The 18747-nt window shown below is 63.1% G+C and carries 14 protein-coding genes; 9 read left to right on the top strand and 5 right to left on the bottom strand.

Annotation, left to right across the window (positions count from 1 at the left end):
* Positions 1 to 100: 100 nt before the first annotated feature.
* Together hrpA and BISU_RS10620 are read right to left on the bottom strand one after the other, a co-directional pair.
* Complete coding sequence (gene hrpA / locus BISU_RS10625) at positions 101 to 4195, bottom strand: ATP-dependent RNA helicase HrpA (protein ID WP_024463603.1); 4095 nt, start codon at positions 4193 to 4195, stop codon at positions 101 to 103.
* Positions 4192 to 4839 (bottom strand): class I SAM-dependent methyltransferase, encoded by a 648-nt coding sequence (locus BISU_RS10620; protein WP_024463602.1) that lies wholly within the window; start codon positions 4837 to 4839, stop codon positions 4192 to 4194. The genes hrpA and BISU_RS10620 overlap by 4 nt, the downstream gene beginning before the upstream one ends.
* A 269-nt stretch (positions 4840 to 5108) precedes the next feature.
* Between BISU_RS10620 and hflX the strand changes: the two genes are divergently transcribed.
* The 3 genes from hflX to BISU_RS10605 all read left to right on the top strand — a co-directional run bounded on the left by hflX (position 5109) and on the right by BISU_RS10605 (position 8908).
* Positions 5109 to 6566: a GTPase HflX gene (gene hflX / locus BISU_RS10615; protein ID WP_233419517.1), complete on the top strand. Its 1458-nt coding sequence runs from the start codon at positions 5109 to 5111 to the stop codon at positions 6564 to 6566.
* Positions 6567 to 6877: 311 nt separating this feature from the next.
* The gene (locus tag BISU_RS10610; protein ID WP_024463600.1) at positions 6878 to 7840 is read left to right on the top strand and encodes an L-lactate dehydrogenase; all 963 of its coding nucleotides are present in this window, start codon (positions 6878 to 6880) and stop codon (positions 7838 to 7840) included.
* 117 nt (positions 7841 to 7957) lie between these two features.
* The gene (locus BISU_RS10605; protein ID WP_024463599.1) at positions 7958 to 8908 is read left to right on the top strand and encodes a cation diffusion facilitator family transporter; all 951 of its coding nucleotides are present in this window, start codon (positions 7958 to 7960) and stop codon (positions 8906 to 8908) included.
* Between the two features lie 23 nt (positions 8909 to 8931).
* On the opposite strand, the gene lexA is transcribed toward BISU_RS10605, so the two are convergent.
* Positions 8932 to 9645: a transcriptional repressor LexA gene (gene lexA / locus BISU_RS10600; RefSeq protein WP_024463598.1), complete on the bottom strand. Its 714-nt coding sequence runs from the start codon at positions 9643 to 9645 to the stop codon at positions 8932 to 8934.
* 333 nt (positions 9646 to 9978) lie between these two features.
* Between lexA and BISU_RS10595 the strand changes: the two genes are divergently transcribed.
* Complete coding sequence (locus BISU_RS10595; RefSeq protein ID WP_051246077.1) at positions 9979 to 10281, top strand: LysM peptidoglycan-binding domain-containing protein; 303 nt, start codon at positions 9979 to 9981, stop codon at positions 10279 to 10281.
* A 191-nt stretch (positions 10282 to 10472) separates the two neighbouring features.
* Positions 10473 to 10928 carry a transcriptional regulator NrdR gene (gene nrdR / locus BISU_RS10590; protein ID WP_024463596.1) on the top strand — a complete coding sequence of 152 codons (456 nt, stop codon included), beginning with the start codon at positions 10473 to 10475 and terminating at the stop codon, positions 10926 to 10928.
* 263 nt (positions 10929 to 11191) lie between these two features.
* Here nrdR and serA read toward each other — a convergent pair whose 3' ends face one another.
* Together serA and BISU_RS10580 are read right to left on the bottom strand one after the other, a co-directional pair.
* Positions 11192 to 12391 (bottom strand): phosphoglycerate dehydrogenase, encoded by a 1200-nt coding sequence (serA, locus tag BISU_RS10585; RefSeq protein ID WP_024463595.1) that lies wholly within the window; start codon positions 12389 to 12391, stop codon positions 11192 to 11194.
* Between the two features lie 10 nt (positions 12392 to 12401).
* Entirely contained in the window at positions 12402 to 14681 is a 2280-nt protein-coding gene (locus tag BISU_RS10580; RefSeq protein ID WP_024463594.1) for a HelD family protein, read from the bottom strand.
* Between the two features lie 321 nt (positions 14682 to 15002).
* Here BISU_RS10580 and mraZ point away from each other — a divergent pair, with 321 nt between their 5' ends.
* The 4 genes from mraZ to BISU_RS10560 are packed head-to-tail and all read left to right on the top strand — an operon-like array spanning position 15003 to position 18742.
* Complete coding sequence (gene mraZ, locus BISU_RS10575; RefSeq protein ID WP_226839174.1) at positions 15003 to 15443, top strand: division/cell wall cluster transcriptional repressor MraZ; 441 nt, start codon at positions 15003 to 15005, stop codon at positions 15441 to 15443.
* A complete protein-coding gene (gene rsmH, locus BISU_RS10570; protein ID WP_024463592.1) occupies positions 15443 to 16504 on the top strand; it encodes a 16S rRNA (cytosine(1402)-N(4))-methyltransferase RsmH in 1062 nt (353 codons plus the stop codon). Before mraZ ends, rsmH begins: the two co-directional genes overlap by 1 nt.
* Positions 16504 to 16962 (top strand): hypothetical protein, encoded by a 459-nt coding sequence (locus tag BISU_RS10565; protein WP_024463591.1) that lies wholly within the window; start codon positions 16504 to 16506, stop codon positions 16960 to 16962. The genes rsmH and BISU_RS10565 overlap by 1 nt, the downstream gene beginning before the upstream one ends.
* Positions 16955 to 18742: a peptidoglycan D,D-transpeptidase FtsI family protein gene (locus tag BISU_RS10560; RefSeq protein WP_024463590.1), complete on the top strand. Its 1788-nt coding sequence runs from the start codon at positions 16955 to 16957 to the stop codon at positions 18740 to 18742. Before BISU_RS10565 ends, BISU_RS10560 begins: the two co-directional genes overlap by 8 nt.
* Positions 18743 to 18747 lie beyond the last annotated feature (5 nt).

Raw genomic sequence — 18747 nt, 5'->3', positions numbered from 1 at the left:
AGCGTTTCTGCATGATGCGGCTGATTCAACGAAGACATGACAATGTGTTCGATACGACAAGCTGCCCGATATGACGGTCTTCGTTGAATCGAGTCGTTTGCTAGATTTCCAGTGTTTTTCTGATGCGCTGCAGGCTGACCGGCTTCGCGGTGCCGAGTTCCTGCGCCCACAGGGAAACATAGAACTCCTCGAGCATCCAACGAGCGGTGGTGTAGCGCTTGTCCAGCGCCTCGTGCCGTGGTCCGGCCGGTTCGGTCTTCGCCTTGACGTAGAAGCGTTCAACAAGCTGACGCGCCTCGTCGGCCTCCCACGCCCAGCGCACGTCGCGATTCTTGTCGGTTTTCGCCTTGTTCAGACGCAAAATGTCACTGTGCAGATAGCGTTCGATGGAGGCCAGCGAGTCCGGGGGAGCGGCGCCGATGAATCCCTTGCATACGAGCGATGCGATATGCTCGCGCACTGATTGCAGCACCGAGAGCATCGGCAGATCGGCCGGCCCGGAAACCGCCTTGTCGACTTCGGCGTAGCGCTTCAATATCGCGATCACGTCGCGCGCCACCGCATAGACCGTGTCCTCGTACACCTGCTCCACGCCGGTCACGGCCTGCGCCAACGCGGCATCGTCATTTAGCTGATCGATGTCGGGCAGCAGCCGTTTGACGGCGGCCAATTGCAAGTCCTCGCTCAGCGCCTTGGTCGAGGCATATGGTGCCGAAGCGAGCATAAGCGCCTCGGTTCCCAGCCAGCGCGAGGAGATGCGTTCATCGGGGAGCCTCAGCTTGTCCAGTGCCCCCTGCCAAAGCATCGTCGCGCGGGACTGTGTCGTGGCCCCGGCCTTGTGCAGCAGATTCGCCTGCTCGACCAGCTTGCCCTGCGCTCCGGCCGACTGGGCTTTGCCGCGTACGACCTGCCGTGCCGAGGCTTCGGCCTGCGCCGCGAAATGGCGCTGCAGCTCGACCAGCGAACGTCCGGAACCCAGTACGGTTGCGGCGTTGTGGCTGGCATGGCCAGGCCTGTTGCCGTGTCGATTGCGAGATCCGGCGGGATTCGGCTTCTCGATAATGAAGTTCATGCGCAGATACGGCGGCAGCTTCGACCACTGATCGCCTTCGAAGACCTGCGGGTGAATCTGTGCGCCAGCCACGCGGATCGCCGCTTCGGTGAACACATGCGTGAAATCAGGCCAGCTGGCGACGCCGGTCTGCTCGTTCTCCGGCGGCAGCTTCGGCCTCCCGCCCTCGCCCGACCCGGGCAGATCGGGATAGTGCTCGGCGATGTACGCGCGAATTGCCCGCGCGGTGTCGGGAGCCGGCACGAACTGCACGCGCAGGGCCTTGGGCAGCGATTTGATCATCGCCACGATCAGCTCATCCAGCAGCCCGGGCACATTCCACGTGAACTGCTCGGGGCGCAGCCGAGACAGCGCCGTGATCGGGATATGCACGCTCACCCCGTCAGCCGGGTCATGCGGGTCGTAGACATAGCTCAGCTTCAAGTCCAGCGCCGCGCCGTCCGTGCCCAGCGCATGCCAGCGGTCGGGATAGTCGCTCAGGCTTACGCTGTCTTCGTGTTGCAGCCGTTCGACGGCCTCCGGGTCGAAATCGAGTAGCTGCGGATGCTCGCCATGCTCGCGTTTCCACCATTTCGCCAGCTCGGCAAGCGAGGTGACATCCTGTGGAAGCACCGTGTTGTAGAAGTCGTAGAGATCCTCATCGCTCACGCTGGCCGCCGCCTGGCGCGTGCGGCTCGTGTCCTCGGCGGCGTCGTGCAGCACATCGAGATTGCGCGTCACGAAGTTGTCATAGGAGAAGCGCTGCTGGATATCGCCTTCGACCAGCCCTTGGCGAATCAGGAAGTCGCGCGCCTCAAGCGGATTGATGCGACCCCATTGCACGGTGCGGTCCTGCACGATGGGCAGTCCGTAGAGCAGCACCTTGGCCTTGGCGACCGCGGAGCCGCACGAGGCCGACCAGTGCGGCTCAGCATACGTGGTCCGCGTCAGGCTTCCGGCCAGCGGCTCGGCCCACGCGGGGTCGATGGCGGCGGAATACCGGGCCCACAGCCGCGAGGTTTCGACCAGTTCGGTGCTCATGACCCACGGCGGCGTCGTTTTGGCGACGGCCGAGGCGGGGAACAGCGCGAAGCGCGTGCCGCGGGCACCCTGATAGTCGTTATGCGATTGCTTGGCGGCGCGCTTCATCGCCCGCGCCTTCGCCGCGCCCTTCAAGCCAGCAAAATCCGAGGCCTTGGGCTCGCGCACCACCTGCATGCCCATCATCGAGAGCAGCCCGGCGAGCATGGCGGTGTGAATGCCCTGCGCATCCCAGCTGCAACAAAGACTGTGCGCGGCCTGCTGATTGAGCGGCAGTTGGCGAATGTCCAAGTTCGGCCGCGACGCAGGCTGCGGCTCGCCCACCTTGAATTTCAGTTCGCGGCACATATCGCCCAGCTGAGCAACAAGGTCGCGCCACTGCCTGAGGCGCAGGAAGCTCAGGTACTCGGTTTTGCACAAGCGCCGCAGCACGCCATTGCTGGGGCTGCCGTCCGCCTGGAACACCCGGTCCCAGAGATTTAAGGCGGTCAGGAAATCGCTAGATGCGTCGGCGTAGCGGTTGTGGATGCGGTCGGCCTCCTCACGCGCCTCATCGGGGCGTTCGCGCGGGTCCTGCAGGCTCAGGAACGCCACGACGACCAGCACGGCAGCCAGCGTGTTCGGCGTGGTGGTGTGCGCGGCCTCGACGACCATACGCCCCAGCCGGATATCGATGGGGATGCGGGCAAGCTGGCGGCCCGTGCGCGTCAGCGCCATCTCGCCATGCTTGCGGGCGACCGCCTGAAGCTCGGTAAGCTCGTTGAAGCCGTCGGAAACCGCCTTGACATCCGGCGGGTCGATGAAGCCGAAATGCGTCACGTCATGGGCGTTCTTCGCCACGCCGACCGAAAGCATATGCAGCACGACGGCCCCGAGCGAGGTGCGCAGAATCTCCGGCTCGGTGAAGCGCGGGCGGGTCTCGTAATCGTCGCTGTCGTACAGTCGTATCGCGATGCCGTCCGCCACGCGCCCGCAGCGGCCCGAACGCTGGTCGGCGCTGGCCTGCGAAATCGGCTCGATGGGCAGCCGCTGCACCTTCGCGGATTTGGAATAGCGCGAGATTCTGGCGGTTCCTGGGTCGACGACGTAGCGGATGCCGGGCACGGTGAGCGAAGTCTCGGCCACATTCGTGGCGATAACGATGCGCTGATGCACATGCGATTCGAAGACCTTGTGCTGCTCCTTGGACGACAGCCGCGCAAACAGCGGCATGATCTCGATGGCGTCGCCCCGGCGCATGTCGTCGGCACGAGGGCCGAAATGGCGGCGCAATGCGGTTTCGAACTCGCGGATATCGTGCTCGCCGGAGGCGAAGACCAGAATGTCGCGGGGCCCGCGCTCGTGGCTGGCGCGGATGACCAGCTCGGCGCAGGCCCGTGCCACGGCCGTGGCCATATCCGCGTCTGCGGCATGGCCGGAGCGAGGCGCGTCACCGTCCGTGTTCTGTGCCGTGCCGCTTTCGAATCCGGGGACATAGCGCATTAGCGCGGGCTCGGAGCCCAGCGGCTCGTAGACGATCTGCACGGGGTAGGTGCGTCCCGACACTTCGATGACTGGAACGGGCCGGTGCAGCGCCTGCTCGAAATGATGCTGGAATTTGACCGAATCGATGGTCGCGGAAGTGATGACGAGTTTCAGATCGCGGCGCTGCGGCAGCAAGGAGGTCAGGTAGCCGAGCAGAAAATCAATGTTCAGACTGCGCTCGTGGGCTTCGTCGATGATGATCGTATCGTACTGGCTCAGGCGCGGATCGCGCTGGATCTGCGCGAGCAGAATGCCGTCGGTGACTACGCGCAGACGGGTTTTGGGCGAGCTGGCGTCGGTGAAGCGCACCTGATAGCCGATTTCATCACCCAAGCACACGCCCATTTCCGAGGCGATGCGCTCGGCGACCGTGCGTGCGGCGATGCGGCGCGGCTGTGTGTGCACGATCTGATGGCCATGCGTGCCCCGACCCATTTCCAGCAGAATCTTCGGGATCTGCGTGGTTTTGCCCGAACCGGTCTGGCCGGAGACGATCACGACCTGCGAGGAGGCGACGGCTGCGGCGATGTCATCATGCGCCGCGCTGACCGGCAGCTCTTGGGGATACTCGTATTTCATGCCTGGCGCAGCACCTCGATCACGCGATAGCCCTTCGCGCTGGCGTATTTCGACACCGCGTAGCCTTCGCCCAGCGTCGCCGAGAGCCATGGAATCAGCGAGTCGGCGCCGAGGTTGCGCTGCACCACCAGATATGCGACGCCATGATCCGACAGTCTCGGCAGCCAACGCATGAGCATGCCGTGCAGCGCCTCCTTGCCGACGCGAATCGGGGGATTGGACCAGATCGCGTCGAAACGTACGTCGGCAGGGACATCGTCAGGCTCGGCGACGCGGATATTGCCCAGATTCTGGCTGTGCGCATTGTCTCGCGTCAGGTCCAGCGCACGCCGGTTGACGTCCACGGCCCAGATGGTCGCTGCGGGAGCAAGCAGGCCCAGCGTCAGTGCAATCGGCCCCCAGCCGCACCCCAGATCGAGCAGATTGCCGCGTTCCGGAGGTTCGGGCACGCGGCGCAGCAGCACCGAGGTGCCCAGATCGAGGCGATTGCCGGAGAACACGCCATGCGAGACTTCCGCCGCTACCTCGCGCCCGGCGAGTTGGACATGGATTGTGCGCCGAACGTCGGGAGAGGTCGGCGAAGCCGAGAAATACTGCTCCTGGGGTCGCTGCGAATCCCTGCCTTGCGAATCCTTGTCGCTCATGCTCTCCTGCCCGTCTCTCTGCTTGTCGTTACGGAATGCCATGCCGCCGCCCGCCGCTGTTTCGCGTCGCCCGCCGTGGCCGTGGCCACGGTTCGGCCCGACTGTCTTATGGCATCGTAACCGCATCCGCTTCGCCCACGGCTCAGTCATGTTGCCTGCCGTAGCGTTGTCTTCCAGAATGATGATAATGGAAAACCATAGTTCCAACGTGAGAGGTGTCATTGACCCAACAGTTCACTCAACAATTCGAAAGCGACAGCAACAACGACGTGAGCAAGGCCACTGGAGTGCTGGCCGACCGCTCCGAGGTCCTGCTTGACAGGTCCTATGATATTCCAGACGCCGACCAGGGCGGCGAGGAGTGGGCTGAGCGCGAATCGCGCAACGCGCTGAAGCATGTGACAGGACTCGGCGAACTCGAAGACATCACCGAAGTCGAATATCGCAAGGTCCGGCTTGAGCGCGTCGTGCTCGTCGGCGTCTGGTCGAGTGCCACCGGCACCCAATCCCAGGCCGAGGAATCGCTCAGAGAGCTTGCGGCACTGGCCGAGACGGCCGGAGCCGAAGTGTGCGAAGGCATGCTGCAGCATCGGCTCAAGCCCGATCCGGCGACCTACATCGGCTCGGGCAAGGCCAAGGAGCTCGCTGGCATTGTGGCTCAGCATGAGGCCGACACGATTATCGTCGACGACGATCTGGCGCCAAGCCAGCGTCGTGCGCTCGAAGACGTGGCCAAGGTCAAGGTGGTCGATAGGACGGCCGTGATTCTCGACATCTTCGCGCAGCATGCCACCAGCCGCGAGGGCAAGGCGCAGGTGGAGCTGGCGCAGCTGCAGTATATGCTGCCCAGGCTTCGTGGCTGGGGTGCAGCCTTGTCCCGGCAGGCGGGCGGCCAAGCGGCAGGAGCCGACGGTGGCATCGGCTCGCGAGGTCCGGGCGAGACGCAGATCGAGCTGGATCGACGGGTGATCCGCACCAGAATCGCGCGGTTGCGTCGTCAGATCGCGCGGATGGCCCCGGCTCGCGAGGTCAAACGCGGCTCGCGGCGGCGTTACGGGCTGCCTACGGTCGCCGTAGTCGGCTATACGAATGCAGGCAAGTCCTCGCTGACCAACCGGCTGACCGGTTCGAGCGAACTGGTGGAGAACGCGCTGTTCGCCACGCTCGATACCGCCGTGCGCTCGGCGCGAACCAAGGACGGGCGCGTGTACGCCTACGTCGACACCGTCGGATTCGTGCGACGGCTGCCGACCCAGCTGGTCGAGGCCTTCAAATCGACGCTGGAGGAGGTTGCCCAGTCCGATCTCATCGTCCATGTGGTCGACGCCTCGTATGGCGATCCGCTGGCGCAGATCGACGCGGTGAACGAGGTGCTGGCCGATATCGCCGGTGCGCAAGACATTCCGCGCATCATAGTGTTCAACAAGGCCGATCATATCGATGAGGCGACGAGGCGGCGGCTTTCGTCGCTCTACCCACAGGCTCATATCGTGTCATCGCTCAGCGGCGAAGGCGTCGATGCGCTGCGCGAAGAGATTGAGGCGCTGCTTCCGGTGCCCGATGTGCGTGTCGAAGCGGTACTGCCGTATGCGCAGGGTTCGCTGCTGTCACGGGTGCGCGAATACGGCAGGCTTGATGCTGCGGAATACCGCAATGATGGAGTTCGCATTGAGGCGCGGGTCGACAGCCGTCTGGCTTCGCAGATCGTCGAGGCGTCCATCGACTAGGCGGCGAATACGCCTGAGCGGCGGAATTTGATTGAGTGGCGAGAATTAGCCGAGTGGCGAGAATCTGACCGGGGCGGATTCTCGCCGCTGCGAATTCATTGTGGCGAAGTTCTCCGAGTGGGTTCACAGTGCGGTCTTGCTGTGGAAAATGCATTGGAACCGCACTGTTTGCAAGGTATTTTCGACGCGCTTTTCGCGAGTGGTCGACGCTGGCGCGGCTGGCGGCAAACGTCATAGTCTATGAATAGAGTACATAGTTGAGGATATGGGGCGATGATCAGGATCGCACCGAATACAGAGAGGTTCAACACATGGTTGATTTCACAAATAAGCCCACGAAGCTTGCCATCATCGGTGCTGGTGCCGTTGGCTCCACACTCGCCTTCGCCGCCGCGCAGCGCGGAGTCGCCCGCGAGGTCGTGCTCCAGGACATCTCCAAGGATCGCGTCGAGGCCGAGGTGCTGGATATGCAGCACGGCTCCAGCTTCTACCCTTCCGTCACCATCGACGGATCAGATGACGTCGAGATCTGCCGCGATGCCGATATGGTTGTGATTACGGCCGGCGCGCGCCAGAAGCCGGGGCAGAGCAGGCTTGACCTAGCCGAGGCCACGGTGAACATCATGAAGTCGATTATTCCCAATGTGGTCAAGGTGGCGCCGAACGCCGTCTACATGCTCATCAGCAATCCGGTGGATATCGTCACACGCGTGTCGATGCAGCTTTCGGGCATGCCGGCCAATCAGATGTTCGGCTCGGGCACCAATCTCGATTCCGCCCGTCTTCGCTATCTCATCGCCCAGCAGACCGGTGTGAACGTCAAAAACGTGCATGCCTACATCGCTGGCGAGCATGGCGATTCCGAAGTTCCGCTGTGGGCCTCCGCGACGATCGGCGGCGTGCCGATGTGCGATTGGAAGGCGTTGCCGGGGCGCGAACCGCTCGATGCGGGCAAGCGCGAGGAGATCCACCAGGAGGTCAAGAACGCGGCCTACCGGATCATCAACGGCAAGGGTTCCACGAACTACGCGATCGCCATGTCCGGTGTCGACATCGTCGAGGCGATTCTGAACAACACCAACCGCGTTCTGCCGGTGTCGTCGTATCTCGACGATTTCCACGGGATTTCGGGCGTATGCATGTCCGTGCCCACCCTGCTCAATCGGACCGGCGTCAACTCTCGCCTCAACACTCCGGTTTCGGACAGGGAGCTGGCGTCGCTCAAGCGTTCGGCTGACACGCTGCGCGAGACCGCTTCGCAGTTCGGTTTCTGATTCCCTCCGATTCTGTTCGCATCATGCGTTACGCCATGGCGGTCCTTGCGACAAAGACCGCCATGGGGCATGATTATATTTCTATGACTTCTACGGTTCGTGATTTCGGTGATTGCTATGAGTCCTGACGACTCTCATGGTTCCGCGGATTCCAGCGATGCGATTGATGCGGGACGTTCCCATCAGCGTCGTCTGATGATGACTTTGGCCCTGACAGGGACGGTATTCGTCGCCGAAGTCGTAGGTGCCATCGTTACTTCTTCGCTTGTCTTGCTCGTGGATGCCGGCCATATGCTGACCGATATTTCTGTGCTGGCCGCTTCTAGTGTCACTGCCGCGCTGATGCGGCGCAAGCCCAATGCCCGCCGGACCTGGGGGTGGGCTCGGCTCGAAGTGCTTACGGCTGCCGTTGGGGCGCTCGCGCTGCTCGGCGTAGGATTCTACGCGCTGCTAGAGGCCGGCGTGCGCCTGTTCGGCTCGGCGCAGACGCAAGTGCATGACACCGGGCTGCTGCTTGGCTTCGGCCTGCTCGGCTTGGCAGCCAATATAGGCTCGATTGTCATACTGGTTTCGCAATCGCGCGACAATATGAACATGCGGGCGGCGTTCCTCGAAGTAATGAACGATGCGCTCGGCTCAATAGTCGTCGTAATCTCCGCGATCGTCATGATGACCGTCGGCTGGCAATGGTTCGACGCCGCGGCGGGAGCGGTCGTCGCCGTGCTGATGATTCCCCGTGCGGCCGGGCTGCTGCATAAGGCAGCTGTCGTATTGCTTGAAGAGACGCCGCAAGGCTTGGATCTGGAGTTGGTCCGCCAGCATATGGAACATGTGCCGCATGTGGTCGCGGTCCACGATGTGCATGCGAGCACCGTCGCCACCGGCATGCCCATCCTCACCGCGCATGTGGTCGTCGAGCGGAGCCTGACCATGGAGCAGTCCGCCGCGGTGCTTGATCAGCTGCGCCATTGCCTGATCGCGCATTTCGAGGTTTCGATACCGCATACTACTTTTCAGTTGGAGCCGGAAGGCTATGCGTCTCAAGAGGAGACCGCCCTGCATGAGTGAGCGACACGGCGGTCGCGGTCTCATCAGAGCTTGCGCAGTACGGTGACGACCTTGCCCATGATGGTGGCGTGCGTGCCGTCGATGGGGGAGTACGCGGGATTGTGCGGGATGAGCCACAGGTGGCCGTGGTCGTTGCGGTAGGTTTTGACGGTGGCCTCGTCGTCAAGCAGCGCTGCGACGATATCGCCGTTCACCGCAGTGCGCTGCTCGCGAACCACAACGAAGTCGCCGTCGCAGATCGCGGCATCGATCATCGAATCGCCGTGAACCTCAAGCATGAACAGGTTGCCGGTGCCGGTGAGCCGCTCGGGCAACCGCATCACATCATCGATATGCTGCTCGGCGGTGATCGGCGACCCCGCGGCGATGCGTCCGACCAGCGGCACGTCTCGGGATTCGATGACCGATTCGCTCTCTTCGGGTTTCGGTCCAGTGAACGGCAGAATCGTCGCTGTGCCGCCCTGCTCTTCGTGTGCGTCCTCCACTAGCTCGATCGCACGGCCTTTGTTGGCGTTCATGCGAATGAAGCCTTTCTCCTCAAGCACCTGCAGCTGATGTTTGACGGAGGAAGGGCTTTTAAGGCCGGCGGATTGTCCAATCTCCCGGAATGACGGGGCGAATCCGCGCTGCAAGACATGGACCCGTATGGCGTCGAGAACCTTGCGCTGGCGGTCGGTCAGCGTGGCTGAGGCGTCGGCGTTCTGCGCGTGCCTGGGGGCAAAGGGAATCGTGCTCATATCCGCTCCTTATGGGTCGTTGCATCAAGCATAACGTGTATATCGTGTGAAATCAAACAGATGTTCGAAAAAAGGGTTGCATTAATCGAACATGTGTGCGAAAATCAAACGTACGTTCGATAGAACGGATGTTCGATACAATATTCGAGCTGGGAAGTCCTCGAAGATACGGAAGTCGACAAAAACAGGCATGAGCAGGAATTAGGCATCAGCGATAGCGATGAATAGCGATGAAGGAGAGTGGTGGAGATGACTGCTGCGACATCATATGGACAAGCGGTCCGGATTCATAGTGAAGCGCGAAAGACTCCCCGCAAGACGTCCGGTGCCGTTATGACGGCGACGCATGCGAAGAAGCCGATATTCTCGCGGATCGCTGCGGCGTTGCTCATAGTCGCGGCGTCATGGGTGGGCTGGAGCACGATCATGCCGACCGAGCAGGCGCAGTCCTCGACGGGGCCGGTGGAAGTCGTGAACTACACGGTTCGCCCCGGCGACACGTTGTGGTCGTATGCCAATCGCGTCACCCCGCAAGGAGGCAATGTCGCACAGACCGTACAGGAGCTCAAGCAACTGAATAATCTGGACTCCGCGTCGCTCACTCCGGGACAGAGTCTGCTCGTTCCCGTGCAGTGACGCATTATCGGCAGCGATAAGCCATGCAGCGCTTGGTCATATGTGCGGCGCGACGACAGACCCTTGCGAAACGAATGGTTGAACTCGAGCGTGTCGGATGTGACGATTACGGGACGTCCCCTGTCCGTACGCAGGCCTCGGAAACCACCGGGCCTTCCCATTATTCGCATTATTCGGCTATTCTTGTGGGCATGCACTGCCCGTTTTGCCAGAATCCCGATACCAAGGTCGTCGACACTCGACTCAACGAGGACGGCCACTCCATACGACGCCGCAGAGAGTGCCCCAAATGCGGCAAGCGCTTCACCACCGTGGAGACCTCGATGCTGCTAGTGATGAAGCGCTCGGGCAATATCGAGCCTTTCGACCGGGAGAAGGTCGTCTCCGGCGTGCGCAAAGCCTGCCAAGGCAGGCCCATCAACGAGGATGATCTCAAGCTGCTGGGCCAGAAGGTCGAAGAGGATCTGCGCTCGCGCGGACTCGCCCAAGTCAAATCCGATGAGGTGGGCAGGGCGATACTGGGGCCGCTGCGCGACTTGGACGAAGTGGCGTATCTGCGCTTCGCCAGCGTTTATCAGAATTTCGAAGGGCTTGACGATTTCGAAAGCGCCATCAGCGAGCTGAAGCGCAACAAGAACGCAGCTTGACGCTCATGCACAGCCCGGGCGTGATGGCATTCCAGCTGCGGTGCTATTCGAAGAGGCCTTCATGCGTTAGGTTTTTCCGGCTCAAATGGGCCATCGTCGCATGCCATGCTGACTGCTGCGCCTGGACGGCTTCGTAAGGAATCCAAGCGCAACAGAGGCAATGCCGTTCATATTCAGCCATATCAGTCAAGTATGCTGCGCTCGCTGATGCTGGGCGCCGCGCTCGTGGACGTGGCATGAGCGCGTATTGACGCGGCAGCGCATCAGCTGATGACGCGCATGCGTATCGTGCCGTTGATGGTGCGCAAGGCTTCGAGCGATGCGGCATCTGGTCTGGTCGAGACATCGGTGACCACGTATCCCAGCTCATCCTGCGTGCCGAGCGACTGCGCGGTGATATTGATTTCCGCCTTGCGCAGCACCTGGTTGACATCCGTCAGCTTGCCGGGAAGATTGGCATGCAGATGCGTGATTCTCGCGCCGGATGTGCAGGCTTTCAGCGTTATCTGCGGCAGGTTCACCGAAAGCATCGTCGAACCGTGGAACCAATAGTCCTGCAGCCGCTGGGTGACGAAATGCCCGATGTCCTCCTGGGCTTCGAGCGTCGAACCGCCGATATGCGGGGTGAGGATCATATTGTCCTCGTCGGCGAGCGCCGTGACGAAGGGGTCGCCGCTTTTCTTCGGCTCCACCGGGAAGACATCGACGGCGGCTCCGGAGAGATGGCCGGAATCGAGATGCTGCTTCAGTGCGCCGAGATCCGCCACGAACCCGCGCGAGATATTGATGAAGATGGCGTCCTGCTTCATCTGCGAGAACTGGTCTTCGCCGAAGAATCCGGTGTTGGATTTGCGGCCGTCGACGTGGATGGTCACCGCATCGGATACTTCAAGCAGGGACTGCAGGGTGGGCATGCGCTGCGCGTTGCCCAATGCGAGTTTCTCTTCGATGTCGTAGAACACCACGCGCATGCCGAGCGCCTCGGCCAGCACGGAGAGCTGCGAGCCGATATGGCCGTAGCCGACGATGCCGAGCGTCTTGCCGCGCACTTCATGCGATCCGGTGGCCGACTTGTCCCACAATCCGTGCCGCATGTGATGCGTATGCGCGGGGATGCGGCGCATGAGGCAGATGATGTCGCAGATGACCAGTTCGACCACGGATCGCGTGTTGGAGTACGGCGCGTTGAACACGCCGATGCCGCGCGAGCCGGCATACTGCAAATCGACCTGGTTCGTGCCGATGCAGAAGCAGCCGACGGCTGTCAGCTGCGGCCGAGCGTCGATCACCTTGGCGCTGACGGTCGTCTTCGAGCGGATGCCGAGCAGATCCACGCCGTCAAGCGCCGCAATCAGTTCGTCCTCGCCGAGTGCGCCTGCCATGGTTTCGACGTCAAAGCCGCGTTCGCGAAGGGACTGCGCGGCGAAGGGATGGATGTTTTCTAGTAACAATGCTTTGGGCATGCGCCCCATCTTAGAGCGGGAGCTGGTCAGCGTCGTCGCACGTGCGCACGATGAGCAGACGTTGGGTCGGGCGTGTCATGGCGACGTAGAGATCGGAAGCCGCCACGATGCGCGAGGGGGCCTCCTCTTCGATCTGCGCAGGCTGGACGACGATCACCGCGTCGTATTCGAGCCCTTTCACCATCTCCGTGTCGCATACGCTCACCTGCTCGTCCCATGATCCCTGCGCTTGGAGCCGCGCGAACTCGTCGAGTTCGAGCTCTTGGCGCAGCTGCTCGCGTATCGCTTCGCGCAGCGCGGGAATGCGCCCTTGCGGGGCGATGATGGCGACGCGGCCGGTCCCGTCTCCTGACACGAACTGCGAGACGAGCTTGAAAGCGTGGTGCGCCACCGCCTTGCCTAGCAGCTCGGCATCCTTGATTTCGATGCGGGCGACCGAATCGGGCAGTGCGCGAACCGCGTTCAGCGTCGAGATGTACAAGCCCTCCCGCGCGGCGAAGTCGCTGGCGATGTTCGAGACCTCCTGGGGATTGCGGTAGTTGATGGTCAGCTCGTCCAGATCCCACCGGTCGGCGCCGAAAAGCGGATCCATGGTGTCGCGCCAGCGTCGTGTGCCGCCCATCGCAGCGGTCTGCGCCACATCTCCCACGATGGTGAAGGAGCGCGAGGGACAGCGGCGTATCAGCATGCGCCAATCCATGGCGGTGAGCTCCTGCGCCTCGTCGACGACGATATGCCCGTAGGTCCATTCGCGGTCGCTTCCGGCGCGCTGCGCGACGGCTTCGGAACCCATGCCGTTCATCTCGTCGAGCAGCATGCTTGACGAGACGATGCCGCCACCTACGCCGGACTGGGCGAGAGCGTCCTTGGCGAACTGCTCCTCTTGGCCGCGGCGGGCGTTCGCCGCCGCCTGGCGCGCGATCGTCTTGGGGTCGGGGCCAAGCAGCTCCATAGCCTCGTCGAGCAGCGGTATGTCGGAGCGGGTCAGCGCGGATCCCTTCGGCCGCATCAGCGCGTCGACGTCGGCGTCGTTGAGCCACGGCGCGAAGCGGCGCAGCTGGGCCGGCTTGCTGAACAACTGATCGATCAGCCATGGCCCGGTCATCGGCAGCCATGCGATATTGAGCGCATGACGCACCTCGTCGTTCATGCGCAGCTGCAGCATCACGTCGGAGAGCTCCGCCTGCTCGGGTGTGTAGTCGAGCTGCTCGACGTAGCGATTGCGCATGGCTATGAGCGCATCATGCACGAAGGTTTCGCGCGCCTTGTTGTGCGGCTGGCGCGTGCGATGCGCATCGATCTGCGCCTGTTCGATATCGGCGCGTCGCATCGGCACGTTGATGCCGTTGATCCGAGTGACGGGCATATTCGCAGGCACGCGCTCGCGGAAAGCCACGGCGTTTTCGATGACCGCGCGCATGCGCCGGTCTCCCTTGAGCATGGCATTTCGCGGGGTATCCAGGGCTTCGCCGCGCACGCCGGGGATGAGATCGGCCATCGTGCGGCTGACCACGCCGGTCTCGCCCAGCGAGGGGAGCACCTGATCGATGTAATGCAGGAACGCCATGCTCGGGCCTACGACCAGCACCCCGGCATTCTCGAGCCTGCGTCGATGGGTGTACAGCAAATAGGCGGCGCGGTGCAGCGCAACGGCGGTTTTGCCGGTTCCCGGCCCGCCTTGGACCACGACCGGACGGTCGAGCGAGGCTCTGATGATGCGATCCTGCTCGGCCTGAATCGTGGCGACGATATCGGCCATCTTGCCGGTTCGCCGTGAGCTGAGCGAGGCTAGCAGCGCGCCTTCGCCGGTGAGCGTGCCCGCCGAGGAGGCGCGATCAACCTGCTCGGCATGCACATCGAGCACCTCGTCCTCGATACCCACCACTTCGCGGAAGTTGAGCGTGATATGCCGACGCATCACGATGTCGCCATGATTCGAGGGCGTGGCCTCATAGAAGGGACGCGCCGCTTCCGCGCGCCAATCCGTCAGAATCGGCTCATGGCGCTCGCTGGACAGCCCGATGCGCCCGATGTAGCGGCGCTCGCCCCGCACGTCGTCCAGCCGGCCGAACACCAGCCGATCCTCGACTGCGCGCAGCTGGGTGAGCCGATCCTCATACATCGTGGCGAAGGAGTCGCGTTCGGTTCGTTGCGTTGGGGAGCCGTGCGATCCGGCGGAGCGCACGGCGTCGAGCCGGTCGCGAGCCTGGCTGCGCAAGGCGTCCAAACGGTGATATGCGCGGCTTACCGCCGCTTGTTCCTCGTGCAGCTGTGAGGAGTAACTCGACATGCTTGACGTCCTTTTCCTTCAAAACTTAAGGCAATCAAATGTAGCGCACGCTCCCTACGAGTCAGCCGCACGCGAACTGCCGCTATGTGGGAGTTGTGGGGTCATATGAGGATTGTTTCGTCATATTGTGGGGGGAAGTGGGGGAAAGTGGGGTAGAGTGGTGAGGCAACTGGGTAATCCGTCTGAAATGCCGCATCGGAAAACGCGAAGGAGGTGGGGGGAATGCCCGAAGATTCAATGCCGCGGCCAATGTCGCAGGAGCAGCCGCTTTCCTCTGCCGATGCCTTCTCGCAGAACGATTCGCAAGCCGGCGCAGCGGCCATGCCTTTGCTGCTGGGCACCTACACGCCGAAAATCGATGCCAAGGGCCGCATGGCGCTGCCGGCTAAGCTGCGCGGCCAGCTCGGACCGGGCATGGTCATGGCGCGCGGCCAGGAACGGTGCGTGTACCTGCTGCCGCAGAGCGAATTCCGCCGCATCGCGATGCGAATCCAGCGCACATCCATGGGCAACAAGGCCGCAAGAGACTATCTGCGCGTGTTCCTCTCCGGCGCGATCGACCAGGACCCGGACAAGCAAGGACGCGTGCTGGTGCCGCCGATGCTGCGCGACTACGCGAAGCTCGGTTCCGACATCGTGGTGATCGGCGTGGGCACGCGCGCCGAGATATGGAACCGCGAGGCCTGGGAACGCTACTTGGGCGAGCAGGAGCAGGGGTACTCCGACATCTCCGATGACGTGCTGCCGGCGGTGGAGTTCTGATGACTGATTACTCGATGATTCATAAGCCCGTGCTCCTCGAGGAGTGCGTGGATCTGGTGGCCCCGGCCGTGAGCAGGGCCGGCGGCATCGTCGTCGACTGCACGCTGGGCCTCGCCGGGCACGCGACCGCATTCCTCGCCGCAGCCCCCGGAGCGCATCTCATCGGCATCGACCGCGACGCCGAGGCGCTCGCCATGGCCACGCAGCGCATGCGCGACGCCGGATTCGCCGAACGTTTCACGCCGGTGCATGCCGCCTTCGACGAGCTTTCCGATGTGCTGGACGGGCTGCATATTCGCCATGTGAACGCCGTGTTCATGGATCTGGGACTGTCGAGCCTGCAGATCGATGAAAACGAACGCGGCTTCTCCTACGCGCATGACGCTCCGCTGGATATGCGCATGGACACTTCGCAGGAGCTGACCGCCGAGCGCGTGCTGGCCGAATACGGCGAACGAGATCTCGAGCGCATCTTCCGATCTTACGGCGAAGAGCGTTTTTCACGGCCGATAGCCCGCGAGATCGTCAGGCGCAGGGCCGCCGATCCGCTTGCGACTTCGCATCAGCTCAATGCTCTGGTGGACGGCGTCGTGCCGCAGGCGCACCGGCCTGCGGGCAACCCGGCGAAGCGCGTGTTCCAGGCGCTTCGCATAGAAGTGAACGGCGAGCTGGACAAGCTTGCGCGCACGCTGCCGCAGGCCGCGCTGCATCTGGCTCCCTACGGGCGCATCGTGGTCGAGTCCTACCACTCGCTGGAAGACCGGACGGTCAAGACCTTCATGAATCAGGGATTGCATGCCGACGTGCCAGCGGGCCTGCCGGTCGTCCCCGACGACGCCCAGCCCTTCTTCCGTGCGCTCACGCGCGGGGCGCTGAAGGCCGATGACGAGCAGATCGCAGCCAACCCGCGCTCCGCCTCCGTGCGATTGCGCGGCGTGGAGCTCATACGTCCGATTCCGCCGCGATTCAGGCGGCGCTTGGGCGATATGGCGAAAGATGCGGTACGCGATGCGGCACAGGAAGCGCGACATGGCGCTGATGGCAAAGGCAGGAGGGGATGATGGCGACATCGGCACGAACCGTGCGTTCGAATGCGGCGCCGGCGGGGCGTGAAAGGGAGTCGAAGGAGACCTCGCGACGCCCCGAACTCACCGTGATCAAAGGTCGCCGCACGGCGAGCAACGCGGTTGGCGAAGGCTTCGAACGGCTGCTGACCTGGACGCGCGCCCGCAGCATGCCGCTGCTGCAGGTCGTCGTAGCCGTGGCCTTCCTCGCTGCGTGCCTGCTCGGCTCGCTCGCGCTGCGCACGCAGATGGCGCAGAACTCCTTCGAGCAGACGCGGGTGCAGGACAACATCTCCACGCTGACCCAGGACGTGCAGGACGATCAGGCGAAGCTCGACGAGCTTGAAGCCTCGCTGCCCCAGAAGGCGCAGGATATGGGCATGGTGCCGCAGCAGGGCTCCATATCGATCGATTTGAGCGGATACCAACCCAGTAAGGGGGCCGGGCATGAGTAGCAGGCGCACGTCGGCGAAGGGATTCGTCTCGCGCTCGACGTCGATAGGCGTCATCATGGCGCTGGTGGCTATGCTGTGCATCGGCCAGCTGGCTTCGATTCAGCTGCTGAACGGCAAGTCGACGGCGCAGGCGGCGACCGCGAGCCGCACCCTGCCGGTCACGATCAGCGCGCAACGCGGCAAGATTCTGGATGCCAATGGCTCGGTGCTGGCGCAGAGCGTGGAACGCTACACGATCGTCGGCGACCCGCAGGCCGCGCAGAGCTTCAGGCCGACGACCTGCACTGCTGACACCAAGAACTACTGCCAGCAGATCGACGGCAAGCCGGTCGGCACGACCGGAGCGGCAGCCGTGGCGCGGCTGCTGGCCCCCGCGCTCGGCATGGACGCCATGGAGCTGGGTGCCAAGCTCAGCGTGCCTGGACGCTATGCCGTACTCAAGAAGGACGTCGCGCTCGAAGTCAAACGTGCCATCGACAAGCTCGGCCTGGGCGGCATCATCTACGGCGAGCTGAGCAGCGAGCGCCTGTATGCCAACGGGACGATGATCGGCGCGCTGCTCGGCGGCGTGGATGCCGAGGGCAAGGGCGTCGCGGGCGTTGAGCAGATGGAGAACAAGGCGCTGACCGGCAAGGACGGCTACAAGGTCTTCCAGCAGGGCAATGGCGGCGAGGAGATTCCCGGCACCGTGACCGAATCGAAGGATGCGGTCAATGGCAGCGATGTGACGCTGACCGTGGATGCCGACGTGGACTGGTATCTCAAGAAGGTGCTCGCCGAAGGCAAGGATCAATATCAGGCCGACTGGGCGCTCGCCGTCGTCCAGGATGTGCGCACCGGGCAGATCGTCGCCCTCGACGACACCGATCAGATCGATGCGGGCAGCGACGATGCCAAACTCAACGTCGCCAAGGTGGTCAGCCAGACCTTCGAACCCGGTTCGGTCGGCAAGGTCATCTCGATCTCGGGCATGCTGCAGAGCGGGGCGCGTCAGCTCACCGACAAGTTCACGGTTCCCGACCACATCAACAAGAACGGTCAGGTCTTTCAGGACGCCGAAGACCACGGGGCCGAGCACTGGACGCTGGCGGGCATTCTCGAACAGTCCTCCAACGTGGGCATGGTGATGGCCTCCGACAATTACAGCAGCGAGCAGCGCTACGAGTTCATGACCAAATTCGGACTCGGGCAGAGCAGCGGTCTGGGCCTCCCCGGCGAATCCTCGGGCGCGCTCTCCGGCCCGCAACTGTGGGACGGGCGCACCAAGGACACGGTGCTGTTCGGCCAGGGATATTCGGTGAATGCGCTGCAGCTCACCAACGCCATCGCTACGATCGCGAACAAGGGCGTGCGCCAGCAGCAGTCGATCATCAAATCGGTGAGCGATGCGAATGGCCACGTCTCGACGCCGAGCGAGCCCCAGCCCACCCGCGTGGTCGACGAGCAAGTGGCCGCCCAAGTGAGCGACGCGATGGAATCCGCGGCCGACCACTACCAGGCTTTCGCCGGAGTGGACGGGTACCGCGTCGCGGCCAAGAGCGGCACCGCCGAGGTGCCGGGCGCGGACGGCAAGCTCTCCTCGATCATCAGCGACTGGTCGGGCATCATCCCGGCCGACGATCCGCGCTTCGTCGTCACCGTCGTGATGAAGAACCCGCATGGCAGCTTCGGCGGCCTGACTTCGGGGCCGGTATTCAAGCAGATCGGTGAATTCCTTATGCAGAAGTACGAAGTGCCGACCTCGGCGCCGCGCAAGAATGCTATTGCAGTGGATTGGTGAAGTCG

The organism is Bifidobacterium subtile, assembly GCF_000741775.1.
Lineage (GTDB): Bacteria > Actinomycetota > Actinomycetes > Actinomycetales > Bifidobacteriaceae > Bifidobacterium > Bifidobacterium subtile.
The sequence above is the reverse complement of the archived record's forward strand: the minus strand, read 5'-3'. Positions and strand labels throughout refer to the sequence as shown.